The sequence below is a fragment of the Shinella sp. genome (assembly GCF_052438155.1).
GTDB lineage: Bacteria > Pseudomonadota > Alphaproteobacteria > Rhizobiales > Rhizobiaceae > Shinella.
In genome coordinates, this window is sequence record NZ_JBQVPI010000016.1 from 92,692 (window position 1) to 114,750 (window position 22,059).

22 protein-coding genes, 1 tRNA gene and 1 pseudogene are annotated in these 22,059 nt (G+C 62.2%); 8 read left to right on the forward strand and 16 right to left on the reverse strand.

The features are described 5' to 3' along the window. Positions 1 to 6: 6 nt before the first annotated feature. From ACT6VE_RS24110 to obgE, 8 genes are all read right to left on the reverse strand, one after another. Positions 7 to 1,329 (reverse strand): S41 family peptidase, encoded by a 1,323-nt coding sequence (locus ACT6VE_RS24110; protein ID WP_444800895.1) that lies wholly within the window; start codon positions 1,327 to 1,329, stop codon positions 7 to 9. Further along, complete coding sequence (locus tag ACT6VE_RS24115; protein WP_444800896.1) at positions 1,319 to 2,749, reverse strand: murein hydrolase activator EnvC family protein; 1,431 nt, start codon at positions 2,747 to 2,749, stop codon at positions 1,319 to 1,321. Before ACT6VE_RS24115 ends, ACT6VE_RS24110 begins: the two co-directional genes overlap by 11 nt. 154 nt (positions 2,750 to 2,903) lie before the next feature. After that, entirely contained in the window at positions 2,904 to 3,386 is a 483-nt protein-coding gene (gene rlmH / locus ACT6VE_RS24120; RefSeq protein ID WP_444800897.1) for a 23S rRNA (pseudouridine(1915)-N(3))-methyltransferase RlmH, read from the reverse strand. Positions 3,387 to 3,515: 129 nt separating this feature from the next. After that, positions 3,516 to 3,962 (reverse strand): ribosome silencing factor, encoded by a 447-nt coding sequence (gene rsfS, locus ACT6VE_RS24125; RefSeq protein ID WP_444800898.1) that lies wholly within the window; start codon positions 3,960 to 3,962, stop codon positions 3,516 to 3,518. 89 nt (positions 3,963 to 4,051) lie between these two features. Beyond that, positions 4,052 to 4,636 (reverse strand): nicotinate-nucleotide adenylyltransferase, encoded by a 585-nt coding sequence (locus ACT6VE_RS24130; protein ID WP_444800923.1) that lies wholly within the window; start codon positions 4,634 to 4,636, stop codon positions 4,052 to 4,054. Between the two features lie 37 nt (positions 4,637 to 4,673). Beyond that, complete coding sequence (locus ACT6VE_RS24135) at positions 4,674 to 5,951, reverse strand: glutamate-5-semialdehyde dehydrogenase (protein ID WP_444800899.1); 1,278 nt, start codon at positions 5,949 to 5,951, stop codon at positions 4,674 to 4,676. After that, entirely contained in the window at positions 5,944 to 7,116 is a 1,173-nt protein-coding gene (gene proB / locus ACT6VE_RS24140) for a glutamate 5-kinase (protein ID WP_444800900.1), read from the reverse strand. Before proB ends, ACT6VE_RS24135 begins: the two co-directional genes overlap by 8 nt. Position 7,117: 1 nt before the next feature. Further along, positions 7,118 to 8,128, reverse strand: coding sequence for a GTPase ObgE (gene obgE, locus ACT6VE_RS24145; protein WP_444800901.1), 1,011 nt, complete (start codon positions 8,126 to 8,128; stop codon positions 7,118 to 7,120). A gap of 85 nt (positions 8,129 to 8,213) precedes the next feature. Between obgE and ACT6VE_RS24150 the strand changes: the two genes are divergently transcribed. Continuing rightward, positions 8,214 to 9,074, forward strand: a complete 861-nt coding sequence (locus ACT6VE_RS24150; RefSeq protein ID WP_444800902.1) for an endonuclease/exonuclease/phosphatase family protein — start codon at positions 8,214 to 8,216, stop codon at positions 9,072 to 9,074. 39 nt (positions 9,075 to 9,113) lie between these two features. Here the strand turns inward: ACT6VE_RS24150 and ACT6VE_RS24155 are convergent, their stop codons facing one another. The 4 genes from ACT6VE_RS24155 to rplU form a co-directional block, all read right to left on the reverse strand. Continuing rightward, positions 9,114 to 9,704 carry a GNAT family N-acetyltransferase gene (locus tag ACT6VE_RS24155; protein WP_444800903.1) on the reverse strand — a complete coding sequence of 197 codons (591 nt, stop codon included), beginning with the start codon at positions 9,702 to 9,704 and terminating at the stop codon, positions 9,114 to 9,116. Continuing rightward, positions 9,701 to 10,333 (reverse strand): GNAT family N-acetyltransferase, encoded by a 633-nt coding sequence (locus ACT6VE_RS24160; RefSeq protein WP_444800904.1) that lies wholly within the window; start codon positions 10,331 to 10,333, stop codon positions 9,701 to 9,703. The genes ACT6VE_RS24155 and ACT6VE_RS24160 overlap by 4 nt, the downstream gene beginning before the upstream one ends. 125 nt (positions 10,334 to 10,458) lie before the next feature. After that, a complete protein-coding gene (rpmA, locus tag ACT6VE_RS24165; protein WP_069060589.1) occupies positions 10,459 to 10,728 on the reverse strand; it encodes a 50S ribosomal protein L27 in 270 nt (89 codons plus the stop codon). Positions 10,729 to 10,753: 25 nt separating this feature from the next. After that, positions 10,754 to 11,122, reverse strand: a complete 369-nt coding sequence (gene rplU, locus ACT6VE_RS24170) for a 50S ribosomal protein L21 (RefSeq protein ID WP_069060590.1) — start codon at positions 11,120 to 11,122, stop codon at positions 10,754 to 10,756. A gap of 347 nt (positions 11,123 to 11,469) precedes the next feature. Between rplU and ACT6VE_RS24175 the strand changes: the two genes are divergently transcribed. Further along, a tRNA-Ser gene (locus tag ACT6VE_RS24175) sits at positions 11,470 to 11,559 on the forward strand. 250 nt (positions 11,560 to 11,809) lie between these two features. Further along, positions 11,810 to 12,022, forward strand: a complete 213-nt coding sequence (locus ACT6VE_RS24180) for a hypothetical protein (RefSeq protein WP_444800905.1) — start codon at positions 11,810 to 11,812, stop codon at positions 12,020 to 12,022. Positions 12,023 to 12,056: 34 nt separating this feature from the next. On the opposite strand, the gene ACT6VE_RS24185 is transcribed toward ACT6VE_RS24180, so the two are convergent. Then, positions 12,057 to 13,502 (reverse strand): DUF6880 family protein, encoded by a 1,446-nt coding sequence (locus ACT6VE_RS24185; RefSeq protein WP_444800906.1) that lies wholly within the window; start codon positions 13,500 to 13,502, stop codon positions 12,057 to 12,059. Between the two features lie 464 nt (positions 13,503 to 13,966). Beyond that, the gene (locus tag ACT6VE_RS24190) at positions 13,967 to 15,316 is read right to left on the reverse strand and encodes a calcium-binding protein (protein ID WP_444800907.1); all 1,350 of its coding nucleotides are present in this window, start codon (positions 15,314 to 15,316) and stop codon (positions 13,967 to 13,969) included. A 289-nt stretch (positions 15,317 to 15,605) separates the two neighbouring features. On the opposite strand from ACT6VE_RS24190, the pseudogene ACT6VE_RS24195 reads away from it, so the two are divergent. The 3 genes and pseudogenes from ACT6VE_RS24195 to ACT6VE_RS24205 all read left to right on the forward strand — a co-directional run. Then, positions 15,606 to 15,845 (forward strand): annotated as a pseudogene (locus ACT6VE_RS24195) (site-specific integrase); the annotation flags it as partial. 244 nt (positions 15,846 to 16,089) lie between these two features. Further along, complete coding sequence (locus tag ACT6VE_RS24200) at positions 16,090 to 17,712, forward strand: ABC-F family ATP-binding cassette domain-containing protein (RefSeq protein ID WP_444800908.1); 1,623 nt, start codon at positions 16,090 to 16,092, stop codon at positions 17,710 to 17,712. Positions 17,713 to 17,776: 64 nt separating this feature from the next. Further along, a complete protein-coding gene (locus ACT6VE_RS24205; RefSeq protein ID WP_444800909.1) occupies positions 17,777 to 18,241 on the forward strand; it encodes a hypothetical protein in 465 nt (154 codons plus the stop codon). A gap of 3 nt (positions 18,242 to 18,244) precedes the next feature. Here the strand turns inward: ACT6VE_RS24205 and ACT6VE_RS24210 are convergent, their stop codons facing one another. Further along, entirely contained in the window at positions 18,245 to 18,649 is a 405-nt protein-coding gene (locus tag ACT6VE_RS24210; protein WP_444800910.1) for a (R)-mandelonitrile lyase, read from the reverse strand. Between the two features lie 99 nt (positions 18,650 to 18,748). On the opposite strand from ACT6VE_RS24210, the gene ACT6VE_RS24215 reads away from it, so the two are divergent. After that, complete coding sequence (locus ACT6VE_RS24215; protein ID WP_444800911.1) at positions 18,749 to 19,963, forward strand: TIGR03862 family flavoprotein; 1,215 nt, start codon at positions 18,749 to 18,751, stop codon at positions 19,961 to 19,963. Between the two features lie 9 nt (positions 19,964 to 19,972). Here ACT6VE_RS24215 and ACT6VE_RS24220 read toward each other — a convergent pair whose 3' ends face one another. Next, entirely contained in the window at positions 19,973 to 20,758 is a 786-nt protein-coding gene (locus tag ACT6VE_RS24220; protein ID WP_069060596.1) for an IclR family transcriptional regulator, read from the reverse strand. Positions 20,759 to 20,982: 224 nt separating this feature from the next. Between ACT6VE_RS24220 and ACT6VE_RS24225 the strand changes: the two genes are divergently transcribed. Next, positions 20,983 to 22,053, forward strand: a complete 1,071-nt coding sequence (locus ACT6VE_RS24225; RefSeq protein ID WP_444800912.1) for an ABC transporter substrate-binding protein — start codon at positions 20,983 to 20,985, stop codon at positions 22,051 to 22,053. Positions 22,054 to 22,059: the final 6 nt, after the last annotated feature.

Sequence of the window (22,059 nt, forward strand, 5' to 3'; positions counted from 1 at the left end):
TGCATCTTACTTCTTCAGCTCGGCCTTTTCCGGATTGGCCGGGAAGGACGGATCGGTCTTCTGGCCGCGCAGCAGTTCCAGCGCGTACTGAAGCTGCAGGTCGTCCTTGGCTTCCGGCGGCACGTAGGCGGACGAACCCGAACCGGAATCCGTCTCGCTCTGGCCCTGGATATGGCCGCGCAGGTTCGATTCGCCGGCGGCTTCCAGCTTGCCCTGCAATTCAGGTGGCAGCGGCTGCTCGACCGTGACGTCCGGCGTGATACCGGTGCCCTGGATCGATTTGCCCGACGGCGTGTAGTAGAGCGCCGTCGTCAGGCGCAGCGCACCGGCGTCGCCCATCGGGATGATGGTCTGCACCGAGCCCTTGCCGAAGGACCGCGTGCCGAGCACGGTGGCACGGCGCAGATCCTGAAGCGCACCAGCGACGATTTCCGAGGCCGAGGCCGAACCGCCATTGACCATGACGATGACCGGCTTGCCATCGGTGATGTCGCCCGGCGTCGCATTGAAGCGGCGGGTTTCGTCCTCGTTGCGGCCGCGGGTCGAAACGACTTCGCCGCGTTCCAGGAAGGCGTCGGAGACGTTGATCGCCTGGTCGAGCAGGCCACCCGGATTGAGGCGCAGGTCGAGCACGTAGCCCTTCAGCTTGTCGGCCGGAACCTCTTCCTTGATCTTCTCGATCGCGGCTTCGAGGTCGTCATAGGTCTTTTCCGTGAACGAGATGACGCGCAGGTAACCGACATCGCCCTCGACGCGGGATTTTACGGCCCGGACGGCGATGATGTCGCGCATGATCGTCAGTTCGATCGGCTTGTCGGCGCCCTTGCGGATCAGCGTCAGCTTGATCGGCGTGTTGACGGCGCCGCGCATCTTCTCGACCGCTTCTTCCAGCTTCAGGCCGCGCACATCCGCACCGTCGATCTTCGCGATGAAGTCGCCGGCAAGAACGCCCGCGCGGGAGGCCGGCGTATCGTCGATCGGCGTGATGACCTTGACGAGCTCGTCTTCCATCGTGACTTCGATGCCGAGACCGCCGAATTCACCGCGCGTCTGGGTGCGCATGTCCTCGGCGTCCTTGGCATTCATGTAGGACGAATGCGGGTCGAGCGAGGTGAGCATGCCGTTGATGGCATTCTCGATCAGCTGGTCTTCCTTCGGCGGCGTCACGTACTGGGCGCGCACGCGCTCGAAGACGTCACCGAAGATGGAAAGCTCGCGATAGGTCGAAGACCCGGCGGCTTCGGCGGGCAATGTTGCCGTGTTGATGACGCTCATGGCCGTCGCACCCATGAGTGCACCGACGAGAACAAGAGAAGCCCTACGTATCATTGCGTGCCTTTCCAGCATATTTTGCGGACCACCACGGCCGGGAATCAACCGGTTTTCCGTTCTTTCGGAATTCAATGTAAAGTGTCGGCTTGTCTGTTTCCAGCGTCAAAGCGTTGACACTTGCGATCCTTTTTTCACCCATCACGGCAAGCGGTTCTCCCGCCACGACGAATTGACCCTCTCGCACGTTCACCCGGTCCATGCCGGAGAGAACGAGATGGTAGCCCGCCCCTGCATTCAGGATGATCATGCGCCCGTAACTGCGGAACGTGCCGGCAAAGACGATCCAGCCATCCGATGGTGCCGTGACCAGCGCGCCCGGATTGGCGGCCAGCGTCAGCCCCTGCGAATCATGGCCGGTGCCGTCCGCTTCGCCAAATCGGCGCAGAACGTCGCCTGCCACGGGATAATCGAGTTTTGCCTGCAGTTCGGAGAATTCGTATGCCGGAGCAATGCGGTTTTTGTCGGGCACCGCATCGCGCGCGATCGCCCTCGCCTTGTCCCGCTCCGCCGCGCTCAGGTTGCGCAGTTCCTCTTCCTTGGAGCGCGCGAGGGCTGCCGCATCGCGCACCGAACCGATGTCGCGCTCCAGGCTGCCGATCAGGCCTTCGAGGCTGGTGGCACGGGCTGCGAGCTCTCCGGCGCGGCGGCGTTCGGCGGCGAGCGTGCGGTTGTTGGTTTCCGCCAGGGCCTCGTTCTGGGCCACCAGCAATTGCGAGCGCTTTTCTTCCTCGATCCGCACCCGCATGGCGTCGCTCAGCTCGGTTTTTTCCTGGTCGATGTCGCTCTTGATGTCCATCAATTCGGCAAGGTCATCGACAAGAGAATCGGTTTCCTTGCGGATGCCGGGCACGACGGCGCCGAGCAGAATGGCGCTGCGCACCGAGGAAAGCGCATCCTCCGGTGTCACGAGAAGCGCTGGCGGCGGGTTGCGGCCCATGCGCTGGAGCGCGGCCAGAACCTCGGCCAAAAGGCCGCGGCGGTCGTGCAGCGAGGCGCGCACGCCGGCCTCGCGCTCGCGCATGCCTTCCAGCCGTTTTTCGCCGGCGAGGATTTTCTCTTCCATGTCCTTGCGCGTGGCGGCGGATTTGACGATCGCCTCGCGCAGGCTCTGCCGCGACTTTTCGAGCGTGGCGATTTCCGCTTCCAGCTCTTTCGTCTTCTCCGAGGAAACGGTGATCGACTGGGAGAGCGTTTCCAGCTCCCGGCGCGTGCTGTCGCGGCGAAGTGCCAGGGCTGCGGCCGGATCAGGTTCCACCTTGGGCAGCGAGCCTGTCTTTTCGAGCGTGACCTCGGCCTCGTTCGGCTCGGCGGCAATCGGATGGGGTGCAACGGCCAGCATCAGGGCAGCCGAGAGCAAAGCCGGCCGCAGCAGGCGGCCAAACCCTTCACCCCGGTTGATTGTGCCGGTTTTCCTCATTTTTTCCCGAACGTCCGTTCTCACCGCTCTAAGCTGATTTGGCGCTTTCGCCAAGAAATCCCGCGATCACGAAATCAATTGGGCAACAAACAGCGCCAAAAATACGGCCTCTGCCATCCTGAACTCTGGGGCTTGCGCGGCGATGACGCCGTCGTCAGCTGCGGTGATAGGGATGACCCGAGAGGATTGTCACCGCGCGATAAAGCTGTTCGGCGAGAAGAATGCGCACGAGCTGGTGCGGCCAGGTGAGTTTGCCGAGGCAGAGGGTCGCGTCGGCGCGGGTGTAGAGCGCCGGGTCGAGCCCGTCGGCGCCGCCGATCGCGATCATCAGGTCACGTTTACCGCCGTCGCGAAAACCGGCGATGAGATCGGCAAAGGCGGGCGAATCGAGCGATTTTCCGCGCTCGTCGAGCAAGATCAGCACGGCGCCGTCGGGCAGCGCCTTTTCCAGCATCGCCGCTTCCTCGCGCTTGCGCGTCTCTGCATTGCCGGCGCGGCTTTCGCCGACTTCGGCAAGCTTGCCGAGTTCGAGGCCGATGGCGGGACCGGCCTTCGCGAAACGGTCTATGTAGCGGGCCGCAAGATCCTTCTCAGGGCCGGCCTTCAGCCGTCCCACCGCGAAAAGTCCAACCCGCATTGCCTTAGCCCTGTCCGTTCATGGTGGCGTGAAATCGCGTCACCTCTGTTTCTCACCGGACAGGTGCCCGGCGTTATACTCAAGCGCAATTCCGGCAGCAAAACCGCGTCGCACTTTTGCTGGAATTGCTCAGTGTACGGTGCCGTCTTCGATCTCGGGAGCTGCCCACATCCGTTCGATGTTGTAGAACTCCCGGATTTCCGGCCGGAACACGTGAACGATGATATCGCCCGCGTCGATCAGCACCCAATCGCCCGCCTCAAGCCCTTCGACGCGGGCATTGCCCAGGCCTTCGTCCTTGAGATCAGAAATGAGGTGATCGGCAATCGCCATGACATGACGGTTCGAGCGTCCGGACACGACCACCATGTAGTCGCCCAGCGCCGATTTACCGACAATGTTAATGCTGACGATATCTTCTGCCTTCGAGTCCTCGAGGCTTGCGAGGACCAGTTGAAGCGCACGGTCGGCGGCATCGTCGCCACGTCCCGGGCCTTTCGAGAAAACGCTTTTGGCGCTTCCCTTTGCGTGCACTGTTGTCAGGTTCGTTCCTTTCTGGGTACCAGGACAGCACATCTCGTACCGGCATACCGGACCGGTACCTACTAAATGTAGGCATCAATGGGGGCCAGTTTCAAGACGTCACTTCTGATGGATGGTTTTCTCTAGCTTTGTGCAGTGCGCAACGCCGTGGAACTCAGCCCCGAACGTGGCCCGTGAATGAAGGTCCAGGCTGGCGCCCGGCGCCCCGGCAGCGACATGGCGTCTTCCTCGTCAACGCGGGCATAGTCGAAGGTTTTTGCCATGCGCGAGGAGAGGTAGGAGAGCGTCGAGCCCGGCCGGTCGATGACGGCGATCGGGAAGGTGCAGGCGATCTTCTGCCAGTTCTGCCACTTGTGGAAATTCTTGAGGTTGTCCGCACCCATGATCCAGACGAAGTGCACGCCGCGGTTCAGCGCCTGCACGCGCTCCAGCGTCTTGGCCGTATAGCTCTGGCCGAGCCGCTTTTCGAAGGCGGTCACCTTGATGCGCGGGCCGGGCGCCATGGCTTCGCTCAGGCGAAGGCGCTCGGCAAGGGGCGCCAGTTCGCGGTGATCCTTCAGGGGATTGCCGGGTGTGACCATCCACCAGAGCTGATCGAGCCCGAGGCGGCGGAGCGCCGTTTCGGCGACCAGCGCGTGGCCCTGGTGCGGTGGGTTGAAGGAGCCCCCGAACAGGCCGACCGTCATGCCTTTTTCAACATGCGGCATTCTCAGATAGCGTTCTGCAACCGCGTCCGACGTCACTTCAGGGCCGCACCTGTCCGGTGCCGCGCACCCGGTATTTGAACGAGGTGAGCTGCTCGACGCCGACGGGGCCGCGCGCGTGCATCTTTCCCGTGGCGATGCCGATCTCGCCGCCCATGCCGAACTCGCCGCCGTCGGCGAACTGCGTGGAGGCGTTGTGCAGCAGGATCGCTGAATCGATTTCGGTGAAGAAGCGTTCGACCACCGCCGGATCCTCGGCGATGACGGCTTCCGTATGGGCGGAAGACCAGCGATTGATGTGCTCGATCGCGCCGGAAATGCCGTCAACGAGCGAGACGGAGATGATGGCGTCGAGATACTCTGTCGACCAGTCCGCCTCCGTCGCGGCAACGAGGTTTGGAATACGGGCGCGGATCTCGTCCGTCGCACGAACTTCGCAGCCGGCGGCGCGCAAGCCCTCCACGAGCGGCGCCAGATGGGTATCGGCGACAGCGCGGTCGATCAGCAGCGTTTCCGCCGCGCCGCAGATGCCCGTGCGGCGCATCTTGGCATTGACGACAATCTGTTGGGCCATGCTGAGGTCGGCCGATTTGTCCACGTAAATATGGCACAGGCCTTCGAGATGGGCGAAGACCGGCACGCGCGCCTCGCTCTGCACGCGGGCGACGAGGCTCTTGCCACCACGCGGCACGATGACGTCGATCGATCCGTTGAGGCCGGACAGCATGGCGCCGACGGCAGCACGATCCGTCACCGGCACATACTGGATCGCGTGTTCCGGCAGGCCGGCGCTCTTCAGGCCAGCGACGAGGCAGGAATGGATAGCCTGCGATGAATTCACGCTGTCGGAGCCGCCACGCAGGATCACGGCATTGCCGGCCTTCAGGCAGAGTGCTCCGGCATCCGCCGTCACGTTCGGCCGGCTTTCATAGATCACGCCGATCACGCCGAGCGGCGTGCGCACGCGCTCGATATGCAGGCCGTTCGGGCGATCCCATTCGGCAATGATGTCGCCGACCGGATCCTTCAGGCCCGCGATGTCGCGGATCGCCGCGGCGATGCCCTCGATGCGCTCCGGTGTCAGAGTCAGCCGGTCGATGAAGGAGGCGGCAACGCCGCTTTCTTTGGCATTGGCAAGGTCGATGGCATTTGCCGCGAGAATGGTCTCGCGACCCGCAAAGATCTCCGCGGCCATGGCTTCGAGCGCACGGTTCTTCTGCTCGGCGCTCGCGATGGCGAGCGGGCGGGCGGCCGCGCGGGCGTTGCGGCCGATGTCGGCCATCAGGCTGTCGATATCGGTCCTGACCTGATCAAGCATGGCTCAAATCCTTTCCCGCCTCGGCAGCGGCCGGCGCGAAAAAGCCGGTCACCACCAGATCGTCCCTGTGCACCATGGCAGCGCGGCCGGCATAACCGAGAATGGGCGCGATCTCCGCCGATTTCTTGCCGACGATCAGCCGTGCCTCGTCGGCATCGTAGCCGGCAAGCCCACGTGCGATCTCGCGCCCGTTCGTGCCATAGATCGATACGGTATCGCCGCGGGAAAACGAGCCCCAGACGCCCCGCACGCCGGCGGGCAGCAGGCTTTTTCCCGAGGTGAGCGCCGTTTCCGCGCCCGCATCGATTTCGAGGCGCCCCGCCGGCTGCAACTGCCCGGCAATCCACGTTTTCCGTGCCGTTACCGGCGAACCGGAGGGCGCAAACCAGGAGGAGCGGGCGCCTTCTTCCACGGCGCGCAGTGGATGGTCGACCTTGCCCGAGGCGATGATCATGGCGCAGCCCGCACCCGTCGCGATCTTGCCGGCATCGATCTTGGTGCGCATGCCGCCGCGCGACAGTTCAGACGCCGCACCGCCAGCCATCGCCTCGATCTCGGGCGTGATCGCGTCGATCGTTTCGAGGAAGCGGGCGTCGGGATCGAGATGCGGCGGGGCCGTATAGAGGCCGTCAATATCGGAGAGCAGAACCAGCAGGTCAGCGCCGGTCATGGTGGCGACGCGCGCGGCAAGCCGGTCGTTGTCGCCGTAACGGATTTCCGTGGTCGCGACCGTGTCGTTCTCGTTGATGATCGGCACGGCGCCGAGTTTCAGCAACTGGCTGATGGTCGCGCGTGCGTTGAGATAACGTCGGCGCTCTTCCGTGTCGCCGAGCGTCAGGAGAATCTGGCCCGCGACGATGCCATCGGTGGACAGGCTTTCCGACCAGGCGCGGGCGAGCGCGATCTGGCCGACGGCGGCGGCGGCCTGGCTTTCTTCCAGCTTCAGCACGCCCGAGGGTACCTTCAGCACGGAGCGGCCGAGCGCGATGGCGCCGGAGGAGACGACGAGCACGTCCGTGCCGCCGGCCCTGAGCGCCGCGATATCGGCGCACAGGTTATCGAGCCATGCCTTTTTCAGGCCGGTGCCCCGGTCGACGAGCAGGGCAGAGCCGATCTTGATCACAATCCGGCGGTATTTTCCGAGCGGTTTGCGGCTTTTCGTCATCTCAGTCGTCGGATCCGGAATTCTTCGCTTCAACGATGATGTCGCGCAGCGCCCGAAGCGTCGCGATCATGCCGACATTGGCGATGGCCGACAGCTGCAGCGGCGTCTGCCCGCAGGCTTTTTTGAGCGCCTTGGTCTTCTCCTTCAGTTCGTCCTCGTCGAGCAGGTCGATCTGCGAGAGCGCGACGATCTCGGGCTTGTCGGTAATGCCGCCACCATAGGCTTCCAGCTCGTGCTTCACCGTCTTGTAGGCCTTGGCGACATCCTCTTCCTGCGCGGAGACGAGGTGCAGCAGCACGCGCGTGCGCTCCACATGGCCGAGGAAGCGGTCGCCGAGACCAACACCGTCATGCGCGCCTTCGATGAGGCCAGGAATGTCGGCAAGGATGAATTCGGCGCCGTCGATCGTCGCGACGCCGAGGTTCGGGTGCAGCGTCGTGAACGGGTAGTTGGCGATCTTCGGCCGGGCGCGCGTGCAGGTGGCGAGGAAGGTCGACTTGCCGGCATTCGGCAGTCCGACGAGACCGGCATCGGCAATCAGCTTCAGCCGCAGCCAGATGGTCTTTTCGTCGCCCCCCAGGCCGGGATTGGCCCAGTTCGGCGCCTGGTTGGTGGCGGACTTGAAATGGGTGTTGCCGAAACCGCCATTGCCGCCGGCGGCCAGTTTGAAGCGCTGGCCTTCCGTCACCATGTCGACGATCAGCGTCTCGTTGTCTTCCTCGAAGATCTGGGTGCCGACCGGCACTTTCAAGGTGACGCTCGCGCCATTTGCGCCGGTGCGGTTGCGGCCCATGCCGTGCGTGCCGGTCGCGGCCTTGAAGTGCTGCTGGAAGCGGAAATCGATCAGTGTGTTGAGACCGTTGACGGCCTCCACCCACACGTCGCCGCCGCGTCCGCCGTCACCGCCGTCCGGTCCGCCGAATTCGACGAATTTTTCACGCCGGAAGGAGACAGCCCCTGCCCCGCCGTCACCGGAACGGATATAGACTTTTGCTTCGTCCAGGAACTTCATAGGCTCGCCGTTCGCTTTATTTGTATGGTCGTGGTCATTTTGTCGTCTTCGATATAGCCGCTTCCCGCAGAGGTCAAAGACTATCGTGAAATTCGTCAGCTACAACGTCCAGTACGGGATCGGTCTCGATGACCGATTCGACCTGCCACGCATCGTCTCCAGCATCCACGGCGCCGATATCATCGCGCTGCAAGAGGTGACCCGCAACTTCCACCGCAATGACAATGTCGACATGGTCGCAGAATTGCAGACCCTGCTTGCCAACCATTATTCCGTCTATTGGCCGGCATGCGATCTCGATGCCGGCTCGGCAATCGAGAAGGGCCGGGTCGTCAACCGCCGCTTCCAGTTCGGCAACATGATCTTTTCGCGCTGGCCGATTCTCTCGACCCGCCTTATCTCGCTGCCCCGCACGCGAACCCTCGACAAACTCAACCTCCAGCGCGGCGCCACCGAAGCGGTGATCGCTACGCCGAAAGGGCCGATCCGCGTCTATTCCGTGCATCTCGACCATGTCCACCGCGACGAGCGCATCGCGCAGATCCGCTACCTCAAGGACCGCGCCCAGCTCTACGGTTTCGAGGGCGGGGCGATTTCCGGTGCGCATGAATTCGGCGTGGCCGAGCCGCCGGTGCCCGAGGACTACGTGCTGATGGGCGATTTCAACATGGTGCCGGAATCGCCGGAATATTGCGAAATGGTCGGGGGCGTGGACGCGCTCTACGGCCGGCAGATCCGCGCCACCCATCCGGTCGACGCGGTGGCCGGTCTCGGCAAGCGCCATGCCGCAAGTTTCAGCTGGATCAACCCCAAGGATCACGCCGATCGCATGTTCCTTGACTACTGTTTCCTCAGTCATGGCCTCGTCGAACGGCTGACGGATGCCTGGGTCGACGAAACCGCGTTCGGCTCCGACCACATGCCGGTCTGGTTCGAACTTTCCTGATGCAGGAGAACCGGGGCGGATTTTCCGCCCTGGTCCATATTAGTGCCTTGGCGCTGCCGGACGGAAATCACCCGGCTCCAGGCGCGTTTCGATATGGGCAACCATCGCGCCACGCGCGAGGCTGAACACGTCGCTGCACCCGGTCACGCGAAACCCCGCCTTTTCCTGCACCTTCAGCGAGGCGAGGTTGTCGGCGAAGATGCCGGAATGGATCACCGTGCCCGGCATGCGCATGAGGAAACGCGTCGTTGCCGCATGCACCGCCTCGCTCATATAGCCGCGCCGCCAGTAGAAGCGGTTCAGCCAGTAGCCGAGTTCCCATTCGCTGCCACGCCGCTCGAAGGCGACGCAGCCGATATGGACGTCGTCGCCGGCGGTGATGGCAAAGGCCCAGCCCTCCTGGAGATCGGTGGTCGCCACCGAAAGCCATTCGGTCGCATCCTGCCGGTCATAGGGGGCGGGCACCCGCGCCAGCATGCGCGAGACCTGGAAGTCGTTGAGCGACTGGGCGATCGCATCCGCATCGGACATGCGGTGCGGACGCAGCACGAGACGCGGCGTGGTGATGACCGGGCAGGGCCCGGGACCGATGACGCGCTCGCGCTCCATCGGGGTCTGCATGGCGTTCATCGCATGCCTCCCCAGCTCTTCAGCGAGACCCAGGTCTTGCGGTCGAGCCTGTACCATTCGACGGGAACCATGCCGCCGACCGAAAGGCTCTGCACCATGCCGGTCGCCTGGAACTGGAAGCCGCACTTCTGGATGACCCGCCGGGACGGGATATTCATGACCCGGCAGCGCGCATCGATCTGCTCGACGTCGCGGGTGCGGAAGACCATGTCGATCAAGGCATGGGCCGCTTCGGTGACATAACCCTGGTTCCAGTAGGGCTCGCCCAGCCAATAACCAAGCTCGACCGTTCGCCCGTCCTCATGCGGCTCGATGCCGCAGCAACCAAGGAAGGCGCCGTTGTCGGCTTTGGTAATGGCATAGACGCACTTGCCAATCGTGCCGGCGCGTGTGCGTCGCACGAAATCGGCGGCATCCGCCACCGTGTACGGGTGGGGCATGCGGGCGACCATGTTGGCGATGTTGGCGTTGTTGGCAAGATGGGCAAGGGCGTCGATGTCGTCTTCGTGCGGAGCTCTCATGACGAGCCTCTGCGACAGCAAGATCGGGCAATCGGTCCTTGGCCGTTCAGGCCTCAGCCTTTCCTTGGGAGACCGTGATTGGTCTCCTCTCAACAAGTCGGTTTGCATGGTTCAGTCCTCCGGAACGAGAAAGGGGAGATGGGTCTTGCCCCATCTCCCCTTTTTTCGTCAGGTCTGAACCTGTCGCGCCAGCCGGGTCAATGAGACACCGGCTGTTTTAGAGCGCTACCGGCTTATTCCGCTGCTTCCGCTTTCGGGGCGACAGACACGTAAACGCGACCGTTGGCCTTCGTACGGAAATTCACATTGCCAGCCGTAAGGGCGAAGATCGTGTGATCTTTGCCGAGACCAACATTGGCACCGGGATGCCACTGCGTGCCGCGCTGGCGGAGGATAATGTTGCCTGCGATGACGGCTTCGCCGCCAAACTTCTTCACGCCAAGGCGCTTGGACTCGGAATCGCGACCGTTGCGCGAGGAGCCGCCAGCTTTTTTGTGTGCCATGGGAGTTCTCCTTTACCTGTCCGGATTATTCGGCTGCTGCTTCGGCGGCTTCAGACTTCTTGGAAGCCTTCTTTGCCTTGCCGGCGCCAGCGATGTCGAGAATGCGGACAGTCGTGTTGTGCTGACGATGACCGCGCGTACGCTTCGAGTTCTGGCGACGACGCTTCTTGAAGGCGATAACCTTCTTGGCGCGGCCATGCTCGACGACTTCGGCGGTGACGATGGCGCCTTCGACGAAGGGTGCACCAATCGTCGCATCGGCACCGACGCCAACCATCAGCACTTCGGTGAATTCGATCTTCGCACCAGCGTCGCCCGACAGCTTTTCGATTGTCAGAACGTCGTTGGCGGCCACGCGGTACTGTTTACCGCCGGTCTTGATGACTGCGAACATTTTATATCCTTTCATGTTCGTGCCGGCTCTTTGCCTTGGAAAAGGCACGGCCGTCTTTTTGTCAGTCGTGAATAGCGATGCATTGGCGCATCGCCGGCCCAAATGGTTCCCTGCAACATGCCATGCTTGAAAAACATCAAGGATGTGCGGCACAAAGAACCAGCGTTGCGGCACGGGTAAAACCTATACCACTGCACCTTGCGCAATAGGTGAGGCGTTGAAAACTGTCAAGGAGATTTCCGTCACCGTGACAAATAGATGAACATTCAGGGCCTCCGCCCCCTTGCAAGCCCGTCCGACACCCGCTATGTACCGCCCCGCGCTGACCAAGCGCCGACCAGCAAAGCGGAGAGGTGGCTGAGTGGTCGAAAGCACCGCACTCGAAATGCGGCATACGGGCAACCGTATCGTGGGTTCGAATCCCACCCTCTCCGCCACTAGGAACCTGGATTGCCAGTGCTTCCCGACACAGCAATCGTATTCGACTGGTCTGTCTACGAAGGCGTTCTCGTCATAGGGCCACGTTCCCGGCACTTAACGGGTCCTTTCCGAAAAATTCCGCAGCTCCGGTTGCAAGAGCCTGGAGACGATGGCACCCGGCGAAAATCTGGCCCTTACGCACTATGGGATTACTGTCGTGATGGGATTACTGTCGTGCCGAGATGCGGCGCACAGTGAGGGTAAGCCATGTCAACGTTCACAGTCACGACCACCCTTGAGATAGAAGCAGACACCGCCGAGGAGGCTGCGCTGCTGATGCATCGCGCGCTAAGCAGAGGATCGGTGCCGAACCACTATCTGGTCACAGGCGAGACAAGGGCAACGACGGTGGTGCTCGATCGAGAAAAGGCAGACGAATATGCTGTAATCGATCACACCGCCGACCCTGGCAACTGGTAAGACACGGTCCGGAAGCCGACGAGCGCGGATCGCATTACCCGACCAGGCTCCAGAAGCCATGCTTCTTGCCGTGTCGATGCTTCAGACCGGCAACATAGGCGTCATGGGATCCGGCGCTGCCGTAGTCATCGATACGCCGTGCAAGAGATGAACATTCGACGAGATGCCGCGCGGCGTGCTTGTAGCGGCTGGAGCGAGCATTATCGAGCGTGAAGTCGATCATTGCGCGCAGAACGGTGGTTGCCCCCAGTGGGTGCTTCTCGGCCAGAACTTCGGCCGCCGGCGTCATCAGTTCGTAGCGATCGCCGTCCAGTTCGACCCTACGCCGGCCGACGAGCTTCGCCGCCCCGGCAGGGTTAGGCCAGTGCAGAAAAAAGACCAGTGCCCGGTGAACGTCGGGGAAAGTCTGGGCATAGGCGATGGCCTTCTCTTCGGCTTCGATGTCATCGAAGTCCGGCAACTGGCGTAGGTAGGTGCGCAGATGCCGACCATCCAGTGATTGTTCGAAACACTGCCATCGAAAGGCCTGCGCTTCCTCGCTGCGCTCCAGGGCTTCCAGCGTCTCCGTGAGCGCGAGTTGCCATTCAAACGGGACATTCGTCCCATTCGTCAGCCCCCCGGTCTCAACCGTTTCGAGGGCCTTGAGTGCCTCCTCGGCTCGTCCCGCTGCGACCAAGCGGTTGGCGATATCGGCCGCGACCATCGGCACTTTACGGGTCTTCTCCGGTTGCTGAGCTATGTATGCGTCCACGTCGCCCTGGGCGTCGGCGATCTCCTGTAGTGCGATGAGCGCGGCAAGCTCATGATGATTGCCGTAAGCCTCATCCTCGTAAATCGGTCCCTGGCTGCTCCACTCGACCACTCTACGGTCATTCTTGGCAGGCTTCTCCTTTGGCTCCTTTGACCAAAGGATCAGCAGGGTTTTCAGCCGCTCGAGCCCAATGTTACCAAGCGTGGGAATCGTCAAGGTGATCAGCCGGTCATATTGGCCGTAGCCGTTGTCTTGGACAGCCTTGAATACCTTCTCGGCAAGCACCTCGGTATCGACACTTGCCAACTTGGCGAGAATGCCGACATCCGCGCATGCCTGGTGGAAGCTCTCAATCAGTGCACCGCTGCCGTCATCGGATCTCTGAAAGATAGAGTCGGCCAGTGCCAGGAACTGCCAGATCAATTCGAAGGCTTCCGAGGGATCACCGGCTGCGACAGTTTCGACGATCGTCCTGCGCTGCGTGTCCAGGTCGGTCTTCGTCGCTTTCACCTTCCGCCAATCGATGAAGGTTTTGGCACGGGCGATGCTGGACAGCCGTTTGCGCACTTCTCGCGCGACTTCCGTGCTGCTGTGATTGCCGGCAAGCTCCATGCGAAGCCGCCGTTTATGCGCTGCGCTGCCGGTGCTGATTTCGATGAGCAATTCCGCCAGGCGCTGTGCGCCCAGTGCTTCGAGGTTCTTTGCGTTGAGTGTGGTCTTCGCTGCCATGATTCATCAATGGTTTGCCCAAAGGGGGGACGTTACCCTGGGCGGTTCTGAAGGCCAAGCGCAACGTGCCGGAATAATCATTGGCCCCTTTTCGGGGTATCCTACGCATGATCGGAGACAACGATTGGGGATCACATGGCTACGATCAGAAAGCTTAGAGGACGCTGGCAAGCACAGGTTCGTCGGAGGCACATGAAGCCGTGCTGCAAGCCATTCGACAGCAAAATCGACGCCGAGAAGTGGGCGCGCAAGCTTGACGCCCAAGTCTACCGGTTTGGCGCTGCGCCGGATACGAAGATCTCCTCGAGCGGCGACGCTCGGTTTCATAAGGCGCATAAGCTCGAGGCTTCCCCTGTCAGCACGGCTCGGTAAGGAAGACCAGTGTATCGAAATGCTCCAAGGCCACGATCTCGCTACAAACAGCATGTGGGGCAGCAGTCCAACGACCGCCGCCTCGTCGTTCATCAAAGCAGGAAGAAATCCTTCGAAAGAGCGACCACGCCCTTTAAATGGATCGCGAAGTCAGCCTTGCTGTCGCCGTTCACGTCGCCATAAATATACGTCTGTCCGGATTTCTGCTCGTAGCGAAGCTCGCCGGCTTTGTTCGAGAACGCCGATTTGCCGATCAGCGAGAACTCCTGGTTGCCTGACAGGCTCGAATTCGCATCGATCGCGCTAACGTCGATGCGATCACCATCCCTCCCGTTGAAATCGAAAATCGAGTCGCGGCCGCTTGCGGCGAGCGTTGATTCCTTGATCGACTTGAAGATGAAGGTATCCACACCTGCACCTCCGTAGAGATCGTCAGCCCCCGCCCCGCCGTAGAGCTTGTCTTTGCCGGCATCACCCATCAACACGTCGTCTCCCGCTCCGCCGATGAGCGTATCGTTTCCATCTGCGCCCGAAAGCTTGTTTGTGGCAGCATTCCCGGTGATGATGTTCGAAGCAGTGTTACCCATTCCGTTGATGGCCTTGCTACCCATCAAGGTGAGCTTCTCCACGTTTGCAGCCAGCGTGAATGATACCGACGCCATCACTAGGTCGGTCCCTTCGCCCGTTTTTTCGATGACCTTGTCCTTCGAATTGTCGATGACATAGGTATCGTTGCCTGCACCGCCGATCAGCTTGTCCGCGCCAGAACCTCCGTCAAGGGTATCATTGCCGGCGAAGCCCTCGAGAACATCGTTGCCGGCTTTTCCGCTGAGCACATTGTCACCGGCGTTGCCCCGGATCGTCTGTGCGACGGCGTTTCCAGTGAGATTAATCGCCTTTGTATTGGTTGCTTTTGTTGTCTCCAGGACTTCGATCCGCGCATCACTCGCCAAAGCGAACGATACACTCGTGCTAACAGTATCGATCGGATCGAATTCGTTATCAAACTCGGGAGTCCATGTTTCGACGACCTGATCCTTGGCGGTGTCAACGATGAACGTGTCCCCGCCTTTGCCGCCGATCATCAGGTCAGCACCGGCTCCACCATCCATGTAGACGCCACCCGAGCCCAAAATCAGAAAGCCATCGGTGTAGCTACCGGATACGAGCGTATCACTTCCGGCTCCACCGAAGAGCTGGCTATCTGGTGCGTCCCAGAACACTTGGAGATAGTCGTCACCTGCTTCGCCGTAGAGACGATTGATGCCTGTTCCACCCTTCAGAATGTCATTACCGTCCCCGCCATAAACATAATTGTCCGCGTGAAAACCACCCTCCAGGGTGTCGTTCCCGCCGTAGCCGTAGATATAATTTGTAACGCCAAAGACATCGCTGTTCCCAACGAGTTTGTTCGCTTTGTCGTTTCCCTTAATAGTCGGCATTTCCCACTCCCTGATCGAACTCTCGCCACCATTCTGCGTTGAGCACGCGATCAGTTAAAATCAAAAATTATTGGGAGCAAGAGCACCAATAACTCGGCGCTCAAATGGTCGAAGAAAACTTCAGATCAAAGCTATCGCGGGCTCGAAGCCCAGCTCAATCGTTAGGACGTCGAAGATCACTAGAGAGCGCAAAACTACTAAATTAACGGCGTGTTCAGGTGCCGGGATAATCCTTGGCTCCCCTCCAGGGGCATCCTACGCATGATCTTCAAAATCCATTGGAGGTCACATGGCGACAATCAGAAAGCTCAGAGGACATTGGCAGGCTCAGGTCCGCCGACGTGGTGTGAAGCCGCGCTGCAAATCGTTCGACAGCAAGCTCGAAGCCGAGAAGTGGGCTCGCGAGCTTGAGGCTCAGGTCGATCGGTTCGGTGCCGCACATGATACTCGCATCCTCGAGAGCACAACGCTCAGCGAGCTCCTGGAGCGATACAAAACGGAAGTCTCGCCCACTAAGCGCGGCTCGGTTCACAGGCACCATTGCCGTGTTGCGAGGGAAGAACGGGGCGCCTGGCGGCTTATTCCATCGAAATGCATTTTTTGCTGGATGAGGCTCATGCCTCTTGCCTTGATCCGAGATGGGGCGCTGGCGTGGGGCGGAAGGCGATGAGCGGCATTGCCGCCTGAATTTGCCGGTTTTCCTGCGTCTACGGCATGGACTCGCTGCACTGCGGCATGGCATAGGGCGCGGAACACGACGAGGCCCGTTTTTCATGATCCGCATCGAGAATATCAGCAAGTCCAACAGCCACCGCATCCTCTTCATCGAGGCGTCGGCCGCGTTGAACCGCGGCGAGAAGATCGGGCTGGTCGGGCCGAACGGCGCCGGCAAGACGACGCTCTTCCGGATGATCACCGGGCAGGAGGCGCCGGACGAGGGGCAGGTTTCGGTCGAGAAGAATGTCTCGGTCGGCTATTTCAGCCAGGACGTCGGCGAGATGGCGGGGCGCAGCGCCGTCACGGAGGTGATGGACGGCGTGGGGCCGGTGAGCACGGTGGCCGCCGAGTTGCGCGACCTCGAGGCGGCGATGGTCGATCCGGAACGGCTCGACGAGATGGACGCCATCATCGAGCGCTACGGCGAGGTGCAGGCGCGCTACGAGGAGCTCGACGGTTACGGGTTGGAGAGCCGGGCGCGCGAGGTTTTGGCCGGCCTGAGCTTCAGCCAGGAAATGATGGATGGCGATGTCGGCAAGCTTTCGGGCGGCTGGAAGATGCGCGTGGCGCTCGCCCGCATCCTCCTGATGCGCCCGGACGTCATGCTGCTCGACGAGCCGAGCAACCATCTCGACCTCGAAAGCCTGATCTGGCTGGAACAGTTTTTGAAGGGCTATGACGGCGCGCTGCTGATGACCTCGCACGACCGCGAGTTCATGAACCGCATCGTGACAAAAATCATCGAGATCGATGCTGGCTCGCTCACCACCTATTCCGGCGACTACGGTTTCTACGAGGGGCAGCGGGCGCAGAACGAGAAGCAGCAGCAGGCGCAGTTCGAGCGCCAGCAGGCGATGCTGGCCAAGGAAATCAAGTTCATCGAGCGCTTCAAGGCGCGTGCCTCCCATGCCGCCCAGGTGCAGAGCCGGGTGAAGAAGCTCGACAAGATCGAGCGCGTCGAGCCGCCGCGCCGGCGCCAGACAGTCATGTTCGAGTTCCAGCCGGCGCCGCGCTCCGGCGAAGACGTCGTCAATCTCAAGAACGTCAACAAGGCCTATGGCAGCCGCTCGATCTACCGCGATTTCAGCTTCCTGATCCGCCGCAAGGAGCGCTGGTGCGTGATGGGCATCAATGGCGCCGGCAAGTCGACGCTGCTGAAGCTCATTGCGGGTGCGGCGACCCCGGACGAGGGCAGCGTGACGGTCGGGGCGAGCGTCAAGGTCGGTTATTTTGCACAGCATGCTATGGATCTGCTGGACGGCGAACTGACGGTGTTCGAATGGCTGGAGGCGGAGTTTCCGCGCGCCGGCCAGGGGCCGTTGCGCACGCTGGCCGGCTGTTTCGGCTTTTCCGGCGATGACGTCGAGAAGCGATGCCGGGTGCTTTCCGGCGGCGAGAAGGCCCGCCTCGTGATGGCGGCGATGCTGTTCGATCCGCCGAACTTTTTGATCCTCGACGAGCCGACGAACCATCTCGACCTCGACACCAAGGAAATGCTGATCAAGGCCTTGTCGGAATATGAGGGCACCATGCTTTTCGTTTCGCACGACCGGCATTTCCTCGGCGCGCTGTCGAACCGGGTGCTGGAACTCAACGGCGACGACGTGCACCAATATCCCGGCGGCTATACCGAATATGTCGCCCAGACCGGCCATGAGGCGCCTGGCGTGCCTAACTGAGGCGGCTGTCTCTGGTCGGCGTTTCACGTTATGACGTGGGCGTGATCGCACGGCCGGAGCGCACATGCGGCGAAAGAAGCCGCTTTATCGAAGCGTCAACACGCGCACTCGGGGTGTCTTTCATAATTCCGGCGGCGACTATCGCTGGTCGCGACGCCGGGAAGACCGGCTGCATGACGGCGCCATGCCCGGCAAGCAGCGCCGCGGGCTCGACTATACGCCGCTCTTCAAGTTCCTGCTGTCGCGCCTTGGTGACGATTGGGATGCCGTCCATGCCGAGGCGGTGGCGCGGCTCGACAGGCCCGAGCCGATCTTCTGGATGGTCGCCCGGTCGGATGCGGAGAAAAGCCCGTTCGTGCTGATCGGCGAAACCGCCTATTACAGCGGTCTCTTCGTCGACGCGGACAACCGGCTGCGGCTTGTCGATCCGGACCTGCGTGTCGAGCATATGGAGCCGGGCTGCGCATGCTGCACGCACACGTTTAACGGCGTGCCCTTCACGCGCAAATACGATCCGTCGGCCGGTTGATCGTCAGGCCTTTTCGCCGCGATATTGCTCGTCCGTCACCTTTTCCAGCCAGGTCACCGGCGAACCATCCTGCGATTCGGCGATGGCGACATGGGTCATCGCGGTGCGGTCGGTGGCGCCGTGCCAGTGTTTTTCGCCGGGCGGGAACCACACGACGTCGCCGGGGCGGATTTCCTCGATCGGCCCACCCTCATGCTGCGCCCAGCCGAGGCCGGTGGTGACGATGATGAGCTGGCCGAGCGGATGGGTGTGCCAGGCGGTGCGCGCTCCGGGCTCGAAGGTGACGATCGCGCCGCCGGCGCGGCCGGGCGCCTCGGCCTTGAACGGCGTGTCGAGGCGGACATTGCCGGTGAAATAATCCGCCGGGCCGGGCGTCGAAGGATTGGTGCCGTTGCGCTTGATGTCCATGACCGTCTCCGATTCGTTTGCGCGACCTTACACCCGATCACTGGCGGAGCCACCGGAGACGACTTATGAGGGTGGCCAGGATTTTCAAGGTGGAGCAGCATGAGCAAGCGGATCGGGATCGTCGGCGGCGGGCCGGCCGGGCTGATGGCGGCCGAGGTGCTGTCTGCACGCGGCCATGTGGTGACGGTGCTGGAGGCCATGCCGACCATCGGGCGAAAATTCCTGCTGGCCGGAAAATCGGGCCTCAACATCACCCATTCCGAGCCCTATACGCGCTTCGCCGGCCGTTTCGGCGTGGCGAACGGCCGGCTGCGCCCGGCGCTCGATGCCTTCACGCCGGAAGACCTGCGGGCCTGGGCGCTGGCGCTCGGCGCGGAAACCTTCGTCGGGACCTCCGGCCGGGTGTTTCCCAGGGTGATGAAGGCCTCGCCCTTGCTGCGCGCCTGGCGGGCGCGGCTGGAAAAGCAGGGTGTCGAAATTCGCGTGCGTCACCGCTGGAAAGGGTTTGCACCGGGCGGCCTGCTGGTCGAAACGCCGGAGGGTGAGGCCGTGATGGAATTCGATGCCGTCCTGCTGGCGCTTGGCGGGGCGAGCTGGCCACGGCTTGGCTCGGATGCCGCGTGGGTCGACGGGCTTGCAGAGAGAGGCGTCGATATCGCACCCTTCCGTCCCGCCAACTGTGGCTTCGACGTGGATTGGTCGGCGGTCTTCGTGGAAAGATTTGCCGGAGCGCCGGTCAAGGGCGTCATCGCAACGTCGGCGGCCGGCACGATTCCCGGGGAATTCGTCATCGCCGGGACCGGCGTCGAAGGCAGCCTCATCTATGCCCATGCCGCTGAACTCCGCGATGTGCTGGAGGAGACTGGCGCGGCAAGGCTGATGCTCGATCTTGCGCCGGGACGATCGGCCGAACGGCTTGCTGCGGATCTAGCGAAGCAGGGGAGCAAGGCGAGTTTTTCCACGCGCTTGCGCAAGGCGGCGGGGCTGGACGGCGTGAAGGCGGCGCTGCTGCGCGAATGCCTTGCCGATGCTGCAAAGCTTGCTCCCGCGGCGCTGGCTGCGGCGATCAAGGCGTTGCCGCTCAGCCTTGTTCGGCCGCGCCCGATTGCCGAGGCGATTTCGTCGGCCGGCGGCATTCGTTTCGATGCCATCGACGAGGCCTATATGGTGAAGGCCATGCCGGGTGTCTTTGCCGCCGGTGAAATGCTCGACTGGGAAGCACCGACTGGTGGGTATCTTCTGACAGCGTGTTTTGCCACCGGACGGGCGGCGGCGGCCGGTATGGATCGCTGGCTATGCAACCAAACGCCATGACACCGGAACTTAACTCCGCTTCGGCCGCGCCGGGGCATGGCTGAGACCACGGGCCGCTTCCTTCAGGCAATCGAGATAGCGCTCGCGGTTGGCAAGCCCGTCATCGCGCGGGGCGACGAGGCAGAGTGTTGCCGCCACATGGCCCTCTTCGTCGGTGACCGGCACCGCGAAGCAATGGGTAAAGCTGTCGACGATGCTGTTGAAGGTAAAAAGCCCGTCCCGTTCGGCCTGGCGCACCTCGGCGAGGAAGGCCTGCGGGTCGAGCCACTCGCCGCTCGGCAGGCAGAAATCCTGCGGCGGAATGAAGGTCAGGATGTCCTCGTTGCTCATGTGTGCCACGAGAAGCCGGCCGGACGCCGTCCACGGGATCGGCACCGACTGGCCGACATCCGTTGAGATGCGGAAGGGGCGCGCGCCTTCGCGCATGCGCACGACCGTGTATTTGTTGCCGTCCAGCATGCAGAACTGCGCGGTCTCGCGCGTCTCGTCGGCCAGCCGTTCCAGCGCCGCCTCGCATTCGCGGGTGAAGTCGAAATGGTTTTCGTAGGCCGCGCCGAGGAAATAGAGCTTTCGGCCGAGATAGACGCGGCCCTCGCCGCCGGTGAATTCCAGAATGCCGTTGCGCAGCAACAGGTTCACCAACTCATAGACCGATGAACGGGGGGCGCCGATCTGCGCGGCGATCTCGTTGGGTTTCAGCGCCTGGCGCTTCTGGCGCAGGAAATCGAGGATCTCGAAGGCGCGGTCGAGCCCACGGGCGCGTTTTCCCCCTGCATCGTCGGAAAGTGCATCCATTCTCGTCGGTCCCTGGCTTTCGTCGGCCAAGCTTCTCACGCTCGCCGCGACATCTGTCAATCCGCACGCTCCCGCCGCGCCGCAGGAAATTTCCGCCCCCCTCTTGCGGGCGGGAAAAATCTGCATAAGATCGCGCCGTCCAGTATTTAGATCATGTGTACATTATACTGGACGAAAGCGGATGGCAAGCCCGTAACCGCTCGCCGAACAAAAAGGGGAACGCCATGAAAAATTTTGAAACCCGCCCGTCCACCGCGCTGCGCAGCCGCCTTCTCGCAGGTGCTGCCGCTGCCACGGTCCTCCTCGTCCTGTCGGCCGGCACGGCATCGGCCGCCGCCAATTGCATCAAGGGCGACCGCAAGGCGCCCTATACGGTTGGTTGGGCGAACATCTATTCCGTGCCGACCTGGATGAAGCAGACGGAAGGCACGATTGCCGCCGAAGTGGAGGAACTGAAGAAGGCCGGCCTGGTCAAGGACCTGATGATCACCGACGCGCAGGGCAATGCGCAGACGCAGATCCAGCACATCCAGTCGATGATCGACGCCAATATCGACGCCATCGTCGTCATCGCCGGCTCGTCCAATGCGCTTGACCGCGTGATTTCGGATGCCTGCGACAAGGGCATCGCCATCGTGAACTTCGACAGCCTCGTCAACACCGACAAGGTGACGGCGAAGATCAATACGGATTCCGCCGAATGGGGTGCGGGTGCTGCCAAATGGATGTCCGACCAGCTTGGCGGCAAGGGCAAGATCATCGTGATGAACGGCCCGGCCGGCATTTCCGTCAGCGACGACCGCCGCAAGGGCGCCCAGCCGGTGCTCGATGCCAATCCGGGTCTCGAAATCATCACCGAGACGAACACCGAATACAACGCTGCCCCCGCGCAGGAAGCCATGACCAGCCTGCTCTTCGCCAATCCGGAAATCGATGGCGTGCTGTCGCTCGGCGGCGCGATCTCGGCCGGCTCCGTCATGGCCTTCGACCGCCAGGGCCGTGAACAGGTTCCGATTACCGGCGAGAATGCCCGCCAGTTCCTGGAACTGTGGAAGGAAAAGGGCCTGAAGGGCTGGGCCACCATGCAGCCGAACTGGCTCGGTGCGTTCTCGGTCTATACGGCCGTGCAGGCGCTGGAAGGCAAGGACGTACCGGCCTTCATCAAGGTGCCGCTGCCGGTCATCGATGACAGCACGATCGATAGTTACCTCGCCCGCGCCGACCAGTTCCCGGCCGACGGCTACATCTACTCGGATTACGACAAGGCGCTGTTCGACAAGCTGCTCGCCCAGTAATCCGCG